At 38.3% G+C, this 18670-nt stretch carries 19 protein-coding genes; 14 read left to right on the plus strand and 5 right to left on the minus strand.

The features are described 5' to 3' along the window. The 3 genes from M472_RS24835 to M472_RS24845 are packed head-to-tail and all read left to right on the plus strand — an operon-like array spanning position 1 to position 2755. Entirely contained in the window at positions 1-714 is a 714-nt protein-coding gene (locus M472_RS24835) for a rhomboid family intramembrane serine protease (protein ID WP_021068519.1), read from the plus strand. Positions 715-764: 50 nt separating this feature from the next. Further along, entirely contained in the window at positions 765-1643 is an 879-nt protein-coding gene (locus M472_RS24840) for a rhomboid family intramembrane serine protease (protein ID WP_021068520.1), read from the plus strand. Continuing rightward, positions 1643-2755, plus strand: coding sequence for an endonuclease/exonuclease/phosphatase family protein (locus tag M472_RS24845; protein WP_021068521.1), 1113 nt, complete (start codon positions 1643-1645; stop codon positions 2753-2755). The genes M472_RS24840 and M472_RS24845 overlap by 1 nt, the downstream gene beginning before the upstream one ends. On the opposite strand, the gene M472_RS24850 is transcribed toward M472_RS24845, so the two are convergent. Further along, complete coding sequence (locus M472_RS24850; protein ID WP_021068522.1) at positions 2745-4370, minus strand: S41 family peptidase; 1626 nt, start codon at positions 4368-4370, stop codon at positions 2745-2747. The two genes, M472_RS24845 and M472_RS24850, sit on opposite strands and share 11 nt — an antisense overlap. A gap of 289 nt (positions 4371-4659) precedes the next feature. Between M472_RS24850 and M472_RS24855 the strand changes: the two genes are divergently transcribed. From M472_RS24855 to M472_RS24865, 3 genes are all read left to right on the plus strand, one after another. Continuing rightward, the gene (locus M472_RS24855; protein ID WP_021068523.1) at positions 4660-5229 is read left to right on the plus strand and encodes a hypothetical protein; all 570 of its coding nucleotides are present in this window, start codon (positions 4660-4662) and stop codon (positions 5227-5229) included. Positions 5230-5323: 94 nt separating this feature from the next. Further along, positions 5324-6721 (plus strand): class II fumarate hydratase, encoded by a 1398-nt coding sequence (fumC, locus tag M472_RS24860; RefSeq protein WP_021068524.1) that lies wholly within the window; start codon positions 5324-5326, stop codon positions 6719-6721. A gap of 103 nt (positions 6722-6824) precedes the next feature. Continuing rightward, positions 6825-7259, plus strand: a complete 435-nt coding sequence (locus tag M472_RS24865) for a hypothetical protein (RefSeq protein ID WP_021068525.1) — start codon at positions 6825-6827, stop codon at positions 7257-7259. A gap of 60 nt (positions 7260-7319) precedes the next feature. On the opposite strand, the gene M472_RS24870 is transcribed toward M472_RS24865, so the two are convergent. Together M472_RS24870 and M472_RS24875 are read right to left on the minus strand one after the other, a co-directional pair. Next, complete coding sequence (locus M472_RS24870; protein ID WP_021068526.1) at positions 7320-8426, minus strand: toxic anion resistance protein; 1107 nt, start codon at positions 8424-8426, stop codon at positions 7320-7322. Positions 8427-8432: 6 nt separating this feature from the next. Next, positions 8433-9209 carry a hypothetical protein gene (locus tag M472_RS24875; RefSeq protein ID WP_021068527.1) on the minus strand — a complete coding sequence of 259 codons (777 nt, stop codon included), beginning with the start codon at positions 9207-9209 and terminating at the stop codon, positions 8433-8435. Positions 9210-9317: 108 nt separating this feature from the next. Between M472_RS24875 and M472_RS24880 the strand changes: the two genes are divergently transcribed. Further along, positions 9318-10331, plus strand: a complete 1014-nt coding sequence (locus tag M472_RS24880) for an acyltransferase (RefSeq protein WP_021068528.1) — start codon at positions 9318-9320, stop codon at positions 10329-10331. A gap of 2 nt (positions 10332-10333) precedes the next feature. On the opposite strand, the gene M472_RS24885 is transcribed toward M472_RS24880, so the two are convergent. Both M472_RS24885 and M472_RS24890 read right to left on the minus strand, forming a co-directional pair. Continuing rightward, the gene (locus M472_RS24885) at positions 10334-11566 is read right to left on the minus strand and encodes an ROK family transcriptional regulator (RefSeq protein WP_021068529.1); all 1233 of its coding nucleotides are present in this window, start codon (positions 11564-11566) and stop codon (positions 10334-10336) included. Between the two features lie 204 nt (positions 11567-11770). Beyond that, a complete protein-coding gene (locus M472_RS24890; protein ID WP_021068530.1) occupies positions 11771-12148 on the minus strand; it encodes a DUF3127 domain-containing protein in 378 nt (125 codons plus the stop codon). Positions 12149-12215: 67 nt separating this feature from the next. On the opposite strand from M472_RS24890, the gene M472_RS24895 reads away from it, so the two are divergent. The 7 genes from M472_RS24895 to pepT are packed head-to-tail and all read left to right on the plus strand — an operon-like array spanning position 12216 to position 18654. Beyond that, entirely contained in the window at positions 12216-13379 is a 1164-nt protein-coding gene (locus M472_RS24895) for a THUMP domain-containing class I SAM-dependent RNA methyltransferase (RefSeq protein WP_021068531.1), read from the plus strand. Between the two features lies 1 nt (position 13380). Further along, positions 13381-14028: an HD domain-containing protein gene (locus M472_RS24900; RefSeq protein WP_031301278.1), complete on the plus strand. Its 648-nt coding sequence runs from the start codon at positions 13381-13383 to the stop codon at positions 14026-14028. A 40-nt stretch (positions 14029-14068) separates the two neighbouring features. Then, complete coding sequence (locus M472_RS24905) at positions 14069-14914, plus strand: phosphodiester glycosidase family protein (RefSeq protein WP_021068533.1); 846 nt, start codon at positions 14069-14071, stop codon at positions 14912-14914. Positions 14915-14935: 21 nt separating this feature from the next. Next, a complete protein-coding gene (locus M472_RS24910) occupies positions 14936-15700 on the plus strand; it encodes a glycerophosphodiester phosphodiesterase family protein (RefSeq protein WP_021068534.1) in 765 nt (254 codons plus the stop codon). A gap of 1 nt (position 15701) precedes the next feature. After that, the gene (locus M472_RS24915) at positions 15702-16535 is read left to right on the plus strand and encodes an endonuclease/exonuclease/phosphatase family protein (RefSeq protein ID WP_021068535.1); all 834 of its coding nucleotides are present in this window, start codon (positions 15702-15704) and stop codon (positions 16533-16535) included. 46 nt (positions 16536-16581) lie between these two features. Further along, positions 16582-17367: a DUF4197 domain-containing protein gene (locus M472_RS24920; protein WP_021068536.1), complete on the plus strand. Its 786-nt coding sequence runs from the start codon at positions 16582-16584 to the stop codon at positions 17365-17367. Between the two features lie 21 nt (positions 17368-17388). Further along, positions 17389-18654: a peptidase T gene (gene pepT, locus M472_RS24925; RefSeq protein WP_021068537.1), complete on the plus strand. Its 1266-nt coding sequence runs from the start codon at positions 17389-17391 to the stop codon at positions 18652-18654. Positions 18655-18670 lie beyond the last annotated feature (16 nt).

Consider the following 18670-nt stretch of genomic DNA (forward strand, 5'->3'; position numbering starts at 1 on the left):
ATGAACAACTTATTTGATAATCTTACTCCAGTCGTAAAAAATCTATTGATCATAAATATCATATGCTTTATAGGTACTGTTATTTTTGAACCAGCAAGCAGGTGGTTTGGAGTATACTATCCAGATTCTCCGTTTTTTAAAATATGGCAACCCATTACGTATATGTTCATGCATGGGGGATTCAGTCATATTTTCTTCAATATGTTCGCTCTTGTTATGTTCGGACCGATTATCGAACGTATGTTTGGATCAAAACGATTTTTAAACTACTACCTGATCTGTGCTCTTGGAGCACTGGTACTTCAATACGGTGTACAAGCTATAGAAGTAAAACAGATAGCAGGAAGCATTAGAGCCAGTACTTTTCTTAACTTTGATTTTGCATTGGATCGCGTCTCCACGTCCTTGCAACTCACACAGGATCAATTTGACACTTTAGTATCAATATATGGTACACCTATGGTAGGCGCATCTGGTGCAATATTCGGTTTATTGCTAGCCTTTGCCTATCTGTTTCCAAACATGCCTTTGTATTTCATGTTTATCCCTGTCCCTATCAAAGCAAAGTATTTCGTAGGGGCTTATATCTTGATTGAAGTATATCTTGGTTTTAACAACTCTGGCTCTTCCATTGCCCATCTCGCGCATGTAGGTGGAGCATTATTTGGCTATCTATTGATAAAAATCTGGAGAATAAAAAAAGGATATCATTAGTATGGTATCACTAAAGATTAAAGAATAAAAACATTTAATCTCGAAATGGCATGAAGGAAAATGTCTTAAAATCATTTGTTAGGGATACCTATAAAAACACATCTGCTATTCCGTACATTATTACAGGACAGGTCTTCATGTTTGTATTGATACATATTTTTGAGCTCCTGTCCTTTGATGAAGTTATAGCTATCGATCTGTTTCAATGGACTTATCAGCATCTTAGCCTTCCGACCTCATTCAATACATTTATCCAACAACCCTGGTCTTTAATCACACACCCTTTTATCTACAAAGGTATTTTCAATATCCTCTTTGATTGCCTGTGGCTGTATTGGATAGGCAACATTTTTTTGAATTTCTTGAACAACAGACAGCTTCTTACCGTCTTTTTAGGAGGCTTGTTGATTGGAGGACTGCTCTACATCGGAATGAGTTCATTCCCTTACTTCTCGAGTCAAGCAAAATATTGGAATACCACGACATTCGGCTTAGCTGCATTAGTGAGTAGCGTTATTATACTTGTTCCGAATTTAGAAGTTAACATGTTTATCTTCGGAAATATTAAATTAAAGACAATCGCTATAGTTTACCTCGTTCTCCAATTTGTATTCCTAGCATTAGAGATACCAGCAGCTGCTGTAATTTATGTAATTATTTCATTCTTTGGACTATGTTTTATATGGCAACTTCAAAAAGGAAATGACTGGAGCCGGATGTTCAAAAAAAGTATGCGACCTAAACATTTAAGAGTCGTACAAGGAAAAAGTATTCATGATGCTATAAATTCAAATAGAAAACATCCTTCGGACTTACCCAATCAAGAACTTATAGATCAAATATTGGACAAGATTTCGGTAAGTGGATATGAAAGTCTAAATTCGCTTGAGAAGGAGATTCTCTTCAAAGCTAGTAAACAGGACGAGTAATGAAAAAACGATCTTTTTTACAAAAGAGACTTGGCTACTTTAGCAGAACAGTGCTTGTGATAAATATCTTTGCTATCGCTGCCTTATTGCTAAGTTACTCCGCTTCCTTTATCGATCCACAGCAATTTTGGCCTATCGCTTTCTTTGGCCTTGGGTTTCTCCCCATCCTAATTATCAACTTGGGATTTATGGTCTATTGGTTTTTAAGGAAAAAGCGATATGCCTTATTAAGCCTATTTGCAATTTTAGCAGGATGGAGTCTACTGGGGAAGCATATCAACTTTAAGAACAATAAGGACAAGATTGTTGTAAAAGCGGATACCACACTTCGGGTGATGAGTTTTAATGTTCATCTTTTTGAAAAGTTCAATAGCCCTAAAGACAATTTCAGGGAAGAAACTGCAGAATTGGTCAATACTGTAAATCCTGATATAATTTGTTTTCAAGAGTTTTACAGTCGTATTCGTGGATCAAAACAATTCACCAAACTACTAAAAGAGGAAGGCAAGTTTGAAGACTATTATTTCGAACCCGTTTCTAAGAATGATTATGAGGGGTACGGGCAAGCAATCTTTTCAAAATTCCCCATTATAGACCACGGAACTATATTCAAAAATGGGTATGGCATCAATAGGATTATCTTCGCAGATATCAAACGAGAAGCTGATACGATACGAGTATACAATGTACACCTGCGCTCTTTTGCACTACAGGAAGAAGACAAAGAATTTATACAGCTTTCAGCTGCCGCTCAAGTAAAAGATGAGGAAAAGACGAAACAGGTCGGGCGCAAACTAAAAAGAGCATTCACCAATCGCAGTGAACAAGCCAAATCTCTCCGAAAGCATATCGAATCGTGTCCCTATCCTTATATTGTTATGGGAGATTTCAACGATACCCCCATGTCCTACAGTGTCAATATAGTAGGACAAAATATGTATAATGCATTCGAAGAAAAGGGATTTGGATGGGGAGTTACCCACTTTGGAATGCTTCCACTATTTCAGATTGACTACATCCTATGCGATAAGGCAATTACTGTAGACAATTATGGTATTATCAAAGAGCGTCTATCTGATCATTATCCAATCTGGGCAGATCTTATTCACTAACTCCAATAGGATCTATGGCACGAGGCTGCAATAAATCTATAGCTCGCCTTACATATTCATCTCTTCTATTCTTGACTTTAAAATATGCTTCCCTGCCAAAATAATAACGCCCCACAATAGCCTCGATATCAGATTGTATCAATTTCAAAAGATCTTTACTACGTCGTTCGTTTACAATAATATCCCTTTCCCTCAAATAAAGAATAAATCGGTCGTACTCTGCCTGGGGCAGATGATATCCCTGGATAAAGTTTTCTATCGAATATGCTGGCAATTGTTTAGTAAAGCGTTCGTAGACAAATTGCTCCAAATAACTAGACTTTACAATCTCCTGATAAAGTAAACTCAATGTATTAGAATCGATGGAAATCTTGATATCAGGACTGATTCCGCCCCCGCTAAACAGTTCTCTACCAGCCAACGTTTTGTACATCTGGGCGTTCGCAAAGGTGGTATCAAGTACCCACAATCCTCTATACATACTCGCGTAATCTATCATATTAGACCAATTTGCCGTATACTTCTTCTGTATACTACGCCCTAACGGGGTATAATACCTAGAAATACTCAAGTTTATCCTCGAACCATCCAAAAAATCAAACTGTTCTTGCACAATTCCCTTTCCATACGACCTGCGTCCGACCACAGTAGCCCGGTCCCAATCCTGAACGGCTCCGGCCACAATCTCTGAAGCAGAGGCTGTTCCCTCGTTAATCAAAACGATCAATTTTCCATCCGTATACTCTCCTCCACCTTCAGAATAATACTCCCGTTTATTCTCGTGAGCCCCCTCCGTATAGACTAGCATCTTTCGATCCTTGAAAAATTCACTGGCCAAACGAATAGCAATATGGAAGTAACCTCCCCCATTATCTCGAAGGTCCAAAATAAGATTTTGAGCCCCCTGCTTTTTGAGCTCCTTAATAGTTGCTTTAAAATCTTCAGCCGTTTTCAACCCAAAACGTCTAATTCTTACATAACCGATCGTTGGCTTTACCATATAAGAAACATCAATAGAACTTACGTTGACCTGATCCCGGATAATTTTAAACGGCTCACTTCTAACATCACTATCCCGAAGAACATACATAGCAACACTAGAGCCTTTTTTCCCTCGCACCATTTTATCTACTGTCGATTGTGCAACTTTTCTCCCAGAAACATAAGTAGAATCTATCCTCAAGATTCGATCACCGACCTTCAATCCAGCTTTTTCGGCAGGCCCTCCACTTATGACCCCTACAACTAACAATGTATCATTGAGATTGAAAAATTCTAATCCGATTCCTTCGAATGTACCTTCCAATGCTTCAGACTGAGCCTTAGACTCATTAGGCAATAAATAAGAAGAATAAGGATCAAGGTGAGCTACAATATGATTGATAGCTCCATTTTGCAAGGAGTCCACATTTAGACTGTCCACATAACTATTAGAAAGGAGATCAAGTACCTGCTGAATTTTATACGAATTATCAGAGAGACCAATAGGTACTAAAGAGCTTCCTGGTTTATTACTCTGTTGGTCTACGTAATTTTGTCCAAGAATCAATCCTAAAAATAAGGTTGCCGCATAAGTAGCAGCTACAAAAATATTCCGTCCAGTACCTTTCTGCATGTAATTAATCCGTAGTATACACGTTTAACCAGGATATATGTGTTATACTGATGCTTATTTGATCAAAAAACACAATACACAAAGATACCAAAATAACTGCCAAACTATTTAATATCAACAAATAATTACGATTATTTACCTTTTTCAAACACGCTTAGAAGAGCGACAATCGGTACACGTTGATGGTTAAGTTCTACTTTTCGTGCCACACAAACTAGATAACGAAAGCACTTTTTTGCTTTCCTTGTCATGAATTCAAAGCTTTTTATTTAGGTTTGAAAAAAAATATATGCACGAGATCGAGCCTTACTATAAGTGGCGCCATGATTATATCTCATCCGAAGATGACAGATCACCTTTTTTTGGCGTTGTCTATAACGAATTTGAATTTGACAAACAGGTTTATAATTTTTTGCTCCATCCACAGTGGGATGACTTCGGCTCACAGACCTTGTACATTAAGATATTATATGTTGATTATGATCATGGTTTTACAATCATGGAGCTGATAGGCGAATGGAATGATGCTATCTACAATGATATTATGCTATTAAAACGCGAGGTTATCGATATCTTAATACACCAAGGTATTACCAAATACATTCTTATTGGCGAAAACATATTGAATTTTCACACATCAGATGACGCATACTATGAAGAGTGGTTTCAAGACATAGAAGATGGTTGGATAGCAGGCCTACATTTCAGAGATCACGTCATACAAGAATTCCAAAATAGCAATATAGACTATTACATCAATTTCGGAGGTCTTTTAAACGAAATACCTTGGCGCACACTAAAACCAAAGCAACTCTATTATCATATCCATGAACACCTACAAAGAAGATTGGGAGAATAGATAAGCATTGAGTAACTTTGTACTAAGGATTTCTGTCCAAAGAAGATGGTTCAGAGATCTTATTTTTTGAGTTTAAACTTTTTACTTTAACATTATGTCATTCAGAATAGAAAAAGATACAATGGGTGAAGTTCAGGTACCAGCAGACAAATACTGGGGAGCCCAAACAGAACGTTCACGCAATAACTTCAAAATTGGACCAGCAGCTTCTATGCCTCATGAAATAATAGAGGGTTTTGCTTATTTGAAAAAGGCAGCAGCTTATGCAAACCATGAATTAGGAGTACTTCCTATCGAAAAAAGAGATGCGATCGCTACTGTATGTGACGAAATATTAGCGGGTAAATTAGATGATCAATTTCCATTAGTTATTTGGCAGACGGGTTCAGGCACACAATCTAATATGAATGTGAATGAAGTTGTTGCAAATCGTGCACAAGTATTAGCTGGAGGTACTATTGGCGAAGGCGAGCCGGTTCTGAAAGCAAATGACGATGTAAACAAATCTCAATCATCCAATGATACTTTTCCTACTGGGATGCATATTGCTGCCTATAAAGCTGTAGTAGAAGTTACGATCCCTGGAGTCGAAAAACTCCGCGACACGCTAAAGCGTAAGTCAGAAGAATTCATGAACGTGGTTAAAATAGGACGTACACATTTAATGGATGCTACACCTTTAACATTAGGTCAGGAGTTGTCGGGCTATGTGGCACAACTAAACTATGGAATTAAGGCTGTAAAAAACACATTAGCACATCTTTCAGAAGTTGCACTTGGAGGTACAGCCGTAGGCACGGGACTGAATACTCCTCAAGGATATGATGTTCTTGTTGCTAAATATATTGCTCAATTTACAGGCCATCCCTTTATTACTGCTGAGAATAAGTTTGAAGCCCTAGCCTCACACGATGCTATTGTCGAGACCCACGGAGCACTTAAACAACTTGCTGTTGCATTAAACAAAATAGCAAATGACATCCGTATGTTAGCTTCTGGCCCACGCTCAGGTATTGGAGAGATAATAATTCCGGAAAATGAACCAGGATCATCGATCATGCCAGGCAAAGTTAATCCAACACAATGTGAAGCATTGACAATGGTTGCGGCACAGGTCATGGGCAATGATGTTGCTATTACAATCGGCGGTACACAGGGCCATTACGAACTCAATGTTTTTAAACCCGTAATGGCAGCTAACTTTCTCCAATCTGCCCGTTTGATCGGTGATGCTTGTATTTCCTTTGAAGAACATTGTGCCGTTGGTATCGAACCGAATCACGCACGCATCAAAGAGCTCGTTGACAATTCGTTGATGTTAGTCACAGCATTGAATACTAAAATAGGCTATTATAAAGCAGCAGAAATTGCACAGACTGCACACAAAAACAACTCTACACTGAAAGAGACTGCGATAGCTTTAGGCTACGTTACTGCAGAGCAGTTTGATGAATGGGTAAAACCAGAAGAAATGGTAGGTAGCTTAAAATAAATTAGTGCAGATACTTAAAAAAAAATATGCGAATAGATTGGTATACCTAGGAATATTTCTAGGTATACTTTTTGTATTTCCAAGATGTCAACGACATTCCGAAATGCAAACAGAGGGTGTTTCATTCCTTCAGGGCGTGTGGGTACAAGACAGTATACCTCAGCAGCAGCAAATGCTTAATTTTACATTACATGAATTTACTTTTACCTGTGATTCTTTATATAGTAAAATGTATGTGCATGCTCGGACAAAGACAATACCTGACAGCTGTTACAATAATGGTTCTTGGACAGAATATGCCAAGGCAGTTTACGTCCTAAGAGGAGACAGTATTATAGCAGAAGGGATATACACCAAAGAGAATGGAAAACAAAAAATATCTGGTTGCTACAAAAGCGGACAATATCTGCCCCGATTCAAATTAGTATACCATGACAAAGATTCCGTTGTATTAGAGAATAAATTTGATTCTCGCCCCATTATACTACGAAAGACCAAAGACATAACCTGTGTTCCTAAAAAACGTTGGGAAATGTAACAATGAAAGGGCTTTGTCCTACATTTATATCAACCAAATGCAGGACACAGCCTCTTTTATTTAATTTATCAGTTTCGAATCGTCAGAAGACTTTAAGAGATTCGTTTTCAGTTCATTTTCCGATTGCAACAACTCTTGCTCGACAACTTTCCGTTTCTCGCGACCATCTCGTTGTATTTGAAGGACTTGCTCAATGGTATTTATAATATCCGAGTTTGCCTTTTTGATTGTTTCAATATCTACAATTCCACGTTCGGTCTCCCGGGCAACATTAATTGTCGACTCTTTAAGCATCTCCGAATTTTTACGCAAGAGCTCATTGGTTGCGTCCGTGACAGCCTTTTGAGCCTCTAGCGCACGTTGTGCATGAGCTATTCCCAATGTAAGAACCATCTGATTCTTCCACAGCGGCAAGGTATTGACAATACTCGATTGTATTTTTTCCATCAAAGAACTACTATTGCTCTGTATCATGCGAATCTGCGGAGCAGTTTGCAAAACAACCATACGTGTCAGCTTAAGATCGTGAATCTTACGCTCGAAACGAACAACATGCTGTTCCATATCTTTGTATGCCTGTATCTTATGCTGATCTCCCGAGTCCTCTGCCTCCTTTTTAAGCTCTGGCAAAGTAATGCGATGTACCTCATCTAACTTTTCCTCGCCTGCCGCGATGTGCAAAGACAACTCTTTAAAATAGTTTTGGTTTTCAACAAAAAGCTTATCAAAAATATTTACATCTTTCAGGAGATTTTTATAATGCCCCTCCAACTTCAATTCAATCTGGTGAATATTTTTCTCGACAGAAGCATATTCAGTCCGCATACGTTGGATTTTTTTCTTTACCGTATCAAAAAAAGGGATGAGAGGCTTCTTATTTAGATTTTCATCAAAAGATTTGATATCCGAACGAAGATTCAACAGAATTTCCTCCGCTCCTCCCATATCTTTTGTGCGTACCTGCTTTAATATTTCGTTCGAAAAATTACTTACCTTCGTCTGGCTAGCGACACCAAACTGAATAATATCCGTTGTTGAGTGAAGGTTTATCTTATCTTTATATTGTTGAACCAATGCCTTTTCTTCGGGTGAAAAACTCACCTGCATTTCTTTACTTTTATCTTGGTTATTATCTTCTTCGTTAATAGTCAGATCTATAGTAGCCATATTTTCTTAATCTTTTAAAAGGTTCTTATTCTTTAAGGTTTGTAAATACACATCAGATTCTGCTGAAACATCCAACAACCGCGCCTTAATCAAATTAGTAACGTCGAGCTCAATCGCAGTAGCAGCTTGAGCAAGTACCGCCTCCAATTTATTTTTTGAGTCCAGCGTTACCTGATTATTCAGCCTGGTATTTTCGAGATCATCATACTCTCGGAGGACATTGACAACTGTGCCATGTCTTACCAAGAATTTCTCGGCTTCCTGAATATCTCTCTGCTCCAGCAAATGAAAAAGCCGAACAATCTTATCTACATATTGCTGTATATTTCTATTATCCACCTCTTTCTGAAAATAGAGCAGCTTCGTAACAAAGGACTGCGGAGTCTCTATCTGGGCCTGCGCCAGTTCCAAACGGCGTTGATCCGCCAAAGTATTAATCCATGTCAATGAGCGTACTTCGCCCAGTTCCAGTCTTTGTAAATAGGATTTTGATTGGTTTAACAAGAGTCCATTTCCAATAATATAAGAAGATATATATCCACAGACTGTTAACAACATACCTTGCGACATAGCTCCGGCAAAAACATAGAAAGAATAAAAAAGCCCAAATTGTACAAAAAGCAATAGCCAGGATAACAGATACCATGACCTTACTTTACTCTTAGACGCCTGAGACATCATCACAAAAGGATGAATAGGCGGAGCAAACATCAAAATAGACAAAAACGTCCACTTTAATTGTCCTAACTCCCAACGTTTACTCTTTTTTGTGGCCCAACCCATAATGCAATTTAATTATTTTTTTTGGTAAACATTAATAATTCACCTACACTCAACATCTATATTACGTGGATACCCAATTCTTGTTCCAATTATATATATTTTTACATCATGGCAGAAAAAAACACCTACATTATTTACCTCCGTGTCATTGCGACAGTATTTGTAGTATTGATACATGCTTCAACAGGTTTTCTATACCATGTGGACACAACGACATTTGATTGGAACTATGCCAATTGGATCAATGCTGCGACTAGGTGCTCTGTCCCCCTATTTGTCGTAATATCAGGTGCATTGTTACTACAGAAGGATGAAAACATAGGGGAATTTTATAAAAGACGTCTTCCCAAACTCATCTATCCCTTTATATTTTGGACGATAATTTATATTATATATTATTTCTACCGTTACACCAACTTTGCAACACTGTCATTTGAAAAAATATGGGATATAACATGGGATAAAATATTGCATGGAGCTAATGCCCATTTATGGTATCTATATATGATCATTGGACTCTACCTAACAATACCCTTCTTAAGAAAGATATTGGTCCAATGTAATCTTAAAGAGATCGAACTTTTCTTATTACTATGGTTCTCAAGCATGTTTATATCGAACCGTGAATTCTATTCCATCATGCCTAAATTCGACCTTACTTTCTTCTCTGGATATATAGGCTATTTAGTACTGGGCTACTACATCACTACAGTGGATTTCAAGTGGCACAAGTTAGCCGCCCCAATCGGCTACATTACAGTCACCCTAATCACCGCTATAGGCACTTATCTATTGAATAAAAAAGGAGCGAAACTAAACACTCTACTTTACAACTATGTATTTCCTACCACAGCGACGTCAGCAGCATTTTTATTTCTTTGGGTTAGACAAAGTGTCACGAAAACAGGAACCGTACCTAGATGGATATTAATCATCGACAAGTACAGTTTTGCCATCTACCTAAGTCATATTCTACCTCTTAACTTCTTACACCCCGTATTTTCACGCCACATGAGTACCGGTTGGGTTATCCCTTTAGCAACAATCAGTACGATAATAACTTCTATCCTTTTAACCTTTATCCTCCGTAAGATGCCCTACGGTAGATATATCAGCGGATAAGCTTAATTTGTTGTCAACAAATCATTGTCAAAACAATTAATAATGAAGTAACGAGCCAATCCAAATGTTATGTCATTTTCGCTCAAAGTAGAGAGCACAACCTCACAGTTATTTAAAATCCGTCCCATCGCATAGGTCTGTATTTGTTGTTGAATAGGATTCGTAATCAATGTTGCTGCTTTAGCAAAGTTACCACCTAGAACAACGCGTTCTGGATTAAAAATCTGTACAAACAAAGCGATTGCCTTGCCTAGATTTTTCCCTAGTTCTGTGATCAACTCAATTGCATATTGATCTCCTTCCAAGGCAGCATCTATAATATGTTGTGGCTGTATATTTTCACTATTAAACTTTTTGGCAAGTAATGTAGGGACGTTATTTTTAATATCTTGTCCTGCTTTCTTGACCAATGATATCCCTGAAGCAACAGTCTCTAAACACCCCCTCTTTCCACAGTAACAGAGTTCCCCATCTTCAACAAAGCTCATATGCCCCATCTCTCCGGAAAAACCATTTTTCCCCATATAAATTTCACCTTGCGCAACAATACCTAAAGCCATACCCCAATCCATCAAAATTGTCAGCCCATTTTCAATATTCTTTAGTGCCCCAAAGTTCTGTTCGGCATAAGTTGTCAATTTGACATCATTGACAATATATACTTTCTTGGAAAAAGTTTTTTCCAGGTGATTCTTTAAATCAAAATCTGACTCAAAGAAAAAAGAATAGTTTTTGCCTTTCGATTTATCGATCAGGCCGGGCATAGAAATAGCGAGTCCAGATATATCTGACCAATCTAAACAATGATGAAGAACATATTCTTTAATGACCTTTTGAAACTGTTCCAAACCGCCTAGGTCGACAGATAAATCACAATCATACGATGTTGAAGGCACTAGAATTCTACTATTATTATCTATATAAGAAATTTTTACAGAAAATCGATTCACTTCGACACATAACACCTTGAAAATACCATCATTTAGTTGGTACAAATTAGGCTTGCGTCCTCCTATCGACTCACCTCTTTCCTTTTGAAGAAGTAACTTCTGATCTATCAGCTCAACAATTAAAGCATTTAAGGTTGGAAAACTTATCCCCAAAGCTTTCATGAGTTCGTTGACGGAAATCGTTTCCTTATCATACACGGCACGCAACAACCTGTTTTTCCGTTGCATAGCACGGATATATTTGGCGTCGGATGAACTTGACAAAAGATTTTCTAAAATACTCATAAAACAGGTTTCTTAATGAAAATTGATACGATATCAACGATCGCTCCTAAGATACAACTTAAAACAAATAATAATAAATATTACCTTAAAAATGAAAGTTTATTAAAATGTTGAGCCATAACACCCTTTCATTTGTTAAAAAATACAAAAACAAAAAAGCTATTCCGTTGGAATAGCTTTTCTATATTGACTGAATGGAATTGACTAGAACGGCAAATCGTCATCATCAGCACCTGAAGAGCTGATATCAACAGGCGCAGGCATATCTGCATACCCTGGAGTAGCTGCTCCACTACCTGTATTAGCTAATTTGGTCACGCGCCATGCAACTAATGAGTTGAAGTATGTAGTCACCCCTTCTTTGTTAGTCCAAGGACGTCCGCGAAGGTTAAACGATACTTCGACTTCTTCTCCAACAGCCAAGTTATCAAAGATATTAACTCTATCTTGTGTCGCTTCGAAGCGAATATACTCTACAAATTGTGGGTTCTCGGCGTATGCAACAATAAGATCTCTTTTCTTAAAAGACTCTGTAACCTGCTGTAAAGCACCGACTTCATGTACTTTTCCTCTGATTTCCATATTCAAAATTATTAAACCATAAAATTACACATTTTTTGCGTTCTAGATTAACTAACTTTGCACAAATATGAAGGAAGTTTTCAACACCCCAAAAAAGGTGATCATCACATGCAATAAAAGACTATCACCTTACTTGCAAGAAGAAGTAGTAGCCTTAGGCTTCGATATTAAACGAGCATTCAACACCGGAGTTGAGTTATATGCCTCTGTAAACGAATGTATCAAACTTAATTTGAACCTACGTACTGCCAGTCAAGTACTGTATGAGTTAGGTTCTTTTAGAGCCAATAATCCTCAGGAACTCTATGAAGGTCTTCTAAAAATAGACTGGGAAAATATTATTCCTTTTGATGGATATTTTTCTGTAACATCCAATGTACACAACGAAACCATAACTACACCACTATTTGCAAATGTCAAAGTAAAAGATGCTATCGTAGATCGAATAAAAGATAAAAAAGGTGTACGGCCCAATTCGGGTCCTGATTTTTTTAAATCCGTCATACACTTACATTGGATGGAAGATCGAGCAGAGATATTTTTGGATACTTCTGGCGAGACCTTGGCTAAGCATGGCTATAGAAAACACCCTGGAAAGGCTCCTATGCTTGAAGCTTTAGCGACATCCACCATATTAGCTACCAAATGGGACGGAAAATCACCTTTTGTCAATCCCATGTGTGGTTCTGGTACCCTAGCCATAGAAGCGGCACTAATTGCCCAAAATAGAATGCCTGGTCTACAGCGCATGAACTATTCCTTCATGCATTTCATCGGTTATGACGAAAACGTCTTCTTTAGTGAAAGGAAGCTCTTGAAAGAGAAGGCTGACAAATCACAAACTCCTCCAATCATAGCCTCCGATATTTCTGAGCAAGCTGTAGAAATAGCAAAGATCAATGCGAAAACCGCAGGAGTAGAACATTTAATCACTTTTCAAGTTTGCGATTTTGCGGACACCACCGTTCCAAATGTACCTGGAGTTATTATGTTCAACCCAGAATACGGCGAACGACTAGGTACACATACCAAATTGGAAATCACTTACAAAAGAATAGGAGATTTCATGAAACAAGAATGTAAAGGCTATCGCGGTTATGTATTCACTGGTAATCCTGACTTAGCAAAAAAAATCGGCCTAAAAGCATCTAGACGCTTCGAATTTTTTAACGGTAAACTTGATTGCAGGTTATTGCAATACGAGTTGTATGATGGCTCTAAAGACAGTTAAGATGCAAGACATCATCGATCGTACGGTAATTTTTGTACAGAAGACATTAGAGGGGGCCGAAGCAGGACATGATTGGTGGCATATTCAGCGTGTATGGAACAATACAAAGCTGATTTTAGAAACAGAACAAGCTGACCGGCTGATATGTGAACTTACCGCACTATTGCATGATATAGCCGACAGTAAGTTTCACAATGGAGACGAACATCTAGGCCCGCGTATAGCTGGTGAGTTTCTAACCTCTATCGGCGTAGACGAAACTACAATTTTGCATATACAGAATATTATTCTCAACATGTCTTTTAAAGCGTCTTTAGGTAAAATAGAATTCAACTCTAAAGAACTGGAAATCGTTCAAGATGCGGATCGTTTAGATGCCATTGGAGCGATAGGAATAGCCCGAGCATTTACATACGGTGGATTTAAGAACAGAGAAATCCATAATCCCGATATACCAATTCAATCGAATTTGGACAAGGAGTCTTATAAAAATACAACTGCCCCTACAATCAATCACTTTTATGAAAAGTTACTTTTATTAAAAGATAAAATGAATACCCCTACTGCAAGACAAATAGCAGAAGACCGGCATGAATACATGAAGAGCTTTCTGCAACAATTTCATAGCGAATGGAATGGTTTAAAGTAAGTTAACCATTTATTAACAAAAGTTTCCTAAATTAGGCAGTATGAACTCTAAACATACTGTCTTTTTATTTTTAACAACCATCTTATTAACAATACTTTACAATAACAGCTATAGCCAAAGAAGGGACTCTATTACCTTCGCCGGAATACAATGGAACACCTCTGCAGTCAGTAAAGGAATCCATTGGAAACAGGCCAATATAAGCGATATCTTTAACAGTCGACAAGAAATAAACATCATAGAAATAGATCTAAAAAAACACAAAAACTCACTTCGTCTAGCAGCTCTTCCAAGGAGTTTAGAAAAAACGTCTGTACTAGCAGAAAAATCCCATGCGCGGGTAGCCATCAATGGAGGATTCTTTGACATGAAAAATGGAGGAGCCATAGATTTCATCAAGGCAGATAATCATGTGATTAATACTACAGCAAATCCTTCTATACGGGCCAATGCTTATTTTGTCTTCAACTCTAAAAAAGTGGAGATAACAACAGATTCAACGCTGGCCTTCCATTACCCCAATGCTTTATTATCTGGGCCTCTCTTACTCGAAAAAAGCTTACAACAGAGACTTCCTAAAAACTCTTTTAATGACCACAGACATCCAAGGACGGCTATAGCACTGAAGGATGACAAGCTGATTTTTATCACCGTAGACGGTCGAAATTCAAATTCGCAAGGTCTCAATCTAGAAGAACTCAGCAAAATCTTGCGATGGTATGGCTGTGAGGATGCTATGAACCTAGACGGTGGCGGTAGCACAACAATGTATATTAAAGGCCAACCAAATCGGGGAATAGTCAACTATCCAAGTGACAACAAGCAATTTGACCACCTGGGAGAACGCTCTGTTGCGAACATCATCTATTTGTTTTCAAAAAAATAATCAACCTTAAATCAAAAATACATGAAAAATCTAACCACATTACTTTTATCAATGTTGTTTATCAACTTAGTAGCCGCACAAGAAAGTAAGATTATAGCGCATCGTGGCGCCTGGAAAAATACCAATGCTCCACAAAACAGTATTGCCTCTCTGCAAGAAGCAATCAAACAAAAGGTATGGGGAAGTGAGTTTGATGTACATATGACCAAGGACGGAATACTTGTAGTAAATCATGATAATGATTTTTATGGCATTGATATAGCTACTTCTACCTATGAGCAACTCCTAGCAAAGAAGCATCCTAATGGAGAAAATATAGCTACTGCAGAAGAATATCTAAAAGAGGGGCTGAGACAAAAAAAAACAAAATTAATTTACGAGCTCAAAACCAACCGTCTTGGCCTTGAAGAAACATTAAAATCTGCAGAGCTCTCCCTCGCTCTACTGAAACGATTAAAGACAAAAAATAAAGTTGAAATAATCGCATTCAGCTGGGATGCTTGCTTAAAACTACGATCACTTGACAAAGCACTAAAAATACACTATTTAAATGGAGACAAAACTCCACAAGCTCTAAAAGAAGCATCTCTATCCGGGTTCGACTACAACACAAATACTCTTAAAAAAAGCCCCAATTGGATAAAAGAAGCCCAATCTTTAGGATTGAAGACTAATGTCTGGACTGTCAACACACAGGACGATATGGAATATTTTATAGGTCACAAGATACATTATATTACTACTGACGAACCAGAGTTATTAAATACCACATTACATAAAAAATAACATGAAAAGAACGATTATACTCTTATTCTTCTTGGGTTACCTTTGCCAGACGATCGCACAGGAAATACGAGCAGCGAGTTTCAATATCAGATTAAAAACAAGCAATGATGTCGGAAATCTATGGGACGACCGTAAAGATGCACTCTGCAATTTGATCCGGTTTCACGAGTTCGAGATCTTTGGGATCCAAGAAGGCTTCATCGAACAACTAAAAGATATGCAGCAGCGGTTGAGCAATTATTCATACATAGGTGTTGGCCGAGATGACGGTGCCGAAAAAGGTGAACATTCGGCAATTTTCTATGATAACACTCGTTTTAAAGCATTGAAAAGCGGAACGTTTTGGCTGTCGGACACGAACACCGAAGTACCCAATAAAGGATGGGATGCAGCACTGCCAAGAATCTGCACATGGGGAATCTTTCAAGATAAAAAGAATAGAAAAAAGTTTATTTTCATGAATACACATTTTGATCATGTCGGTACGGTAGCGAGACGGGAAAGTGCCAAGCAAATACTTGACAAGGCCAAAGAATTTGCACGAGATTTGCCCCTCATCTTAACAGGCGACTTTAATGTGGATGAAAACAGCGATGCATACCTTACTCTAGCAAATAGCGGAATAGTACAAGACACCTATACACTAGCTCCATTAAAATACGCACCGAACTCAACCTTTAATGGGTGGGGCAAAAGGCTAAAAACCAGTGAGCGGATTGATCATATATTTATTACCAAACCTTTCAAGGTTGTGAAGTATGGCATACTTACGGATACGTATATGAACAAATTTCCATCGGATCATTTCCCCGTACTTAGCGTATTGAAGTGGTAGGTTTCTAGCATATACTTTCGTATTTTTGCATCTTAATACGATGTACATGAAAACGAGAAATATTCTAGTCTTAAGCTTAATTTCTATCCCTCTTTTCTGGGGGATAGAAGCTTCTGGGCAAACAAAAAATCCACTATCTTCACTAGGTCGCATTTTGGGCACCAAGTCTCCATCCAACACCAAGCAGCAAGGCACGACCAACACGATAACGCAGACTGAAGCGATTACTGGAATAAAACAGGCGTTGAGCAATGGCCTTACGAACAGCATAAATACCCTCTCTGTTAAAGATGGTTTTCTAGGAAATGCAGCTGTAAAGATTTTAATGCCAAAGGAAGCACAACAAATAGAAAAAACATTACGCTCCCTAGGCATGGGCAGTCTTTGCGACAAATTTGTAGTTAGTTTGAACAGAGCAGCCGAGTCAGCCGTGAAAGAAGCTGCGCCCGTATTTGTCAGTGCTTTATCACAAATGACGGTAACCGACGCATTTAATATTCTATTAGGTTCTGAACAAGATGCAGCGACTTCATTTTTCAAGCGTACAACTTCGACAGCACTTGCTTCCAAATTCAGCCCTATTGTCGAATCGGCCCTAGGCAAAAATAATGTAAGTGGCTACTGGACACAATTAACATCCGCTTACAATAACCTACCCCTCTCTCGCGAAAAAGTCAATACCGATCTTAATGCATATGTAACCCAAAGGGCCATAGAAGGCTTATTTGTACAGGTCGCCACAGAAGAAATAAAAATCAGGCAAAATATAGTAGGATCGAGAAACTCAAACATTTTAAATGATGTTTTTGGCTGGGTAGACAAACAGAAATAGACAGATAATAAACATTAACATATGGATCATTCAACTATAAACACAATAAAAGACTTCAAAGTTGCAGACCACTTTATACGTTACGTACAGATAGATACGCAGTCTGATGCGAGCTCCGCTACTTTCCCTTCCACCTCAAAACAACTTAACTTAAGCAAGCTCTTGGTCGAAGAGCTCTTAGCTATCGGAGTAAAGGATGCCCAGCTGGATGAGAATGGTTATGTATACGGTACCATCCCTTCAAACACAGACAAAAATGTTCCTGTGATCTGTTTTTGTTCGCACGTAGATACCTCACCTGATTGTTCTGGCAAAGACGTTAAACCCGTAATACACCATAACTATCAAGGCCAAGATCTTGTCTTACCGGATGATAATAGTGTCGTTATTAGATATACTGAACACAAAGATTTGGCTGAACAGATAGGCAATGACATCATCACAGCATCAGGGACTACTCTTTTAGGAGCAGACGATAAAGCTGGAGTTGCCGAAATTATGGATGCAGCAAGACTGTTAATAGCAAATCCCCAAATCAAACACGGCGACATCAAAATTCTCTTTACACCAGACGAAGAAATTGGTCGAGGAGTTGATTTTGTCAATTTAAAGCACCTCGGAGCCCAGTTCGCCTATACAATGGATGGCGAAAAAGCGGGTACTATAGAAGATGAGACCTTCTCTGCTGACGCAGCAAAAGTGACGATACATGGTGTATCCGTACATCCTGGATTTGCAAAAAACAAAATGCAGAGTGCCATTAAAATTGCAGCTAAAATCATTGAAACCTTGCCTGTGGACCGATTGTCTCCGGAAAGCACTTCAGGCAAACAAGGATTCGTACACCCCACCAATATATCAGGTACGGTAGAAAAAGCAACGATAGATTTCATTGTGAGAGATCACCTGACCAGTAATCTTCAACAACATGAAGCCGAACTAGAAAAGATCGCTCAGGAAGTAGTCTCCCGATACCCAGGCTGCACCTACACTTTTGAGACCAAAGAACAGTACAGAAACATGAAAGAGGTTTTGGATCAGTACCCGCAAATCATGGAAATCGGTCTAGAAGCAATAGAACGTGCTGGTATGAAAGCAGAAAAACGCAGTATACGCGGCGGTACAGATGGCTCTCGACTATCTTTTATGGGATTACCTTGTCCAAATGTATTTGCAGGAGGGCATGCCTTCCACGGAAAAATGGAATGGGTCAGCATACAAGACATGGAAAAAGCAGTCAAAACTATCTTACATATCGCAGCATTGTGGGAAGAGAAATCAAATTAACCAATATATTTTTAAT

Origin of the sequence: Sphingobacterium paucimobilis HER1398 (genome assembly GCF_000416985.1) — a bacterium.
Lineage (GTDB): Bacteria > Bacteroidota > Bacteroidia > Sphingobacteriales > Sphingobacteriaceae > Sphingobacterium > Sphingobacterium paucimobilis.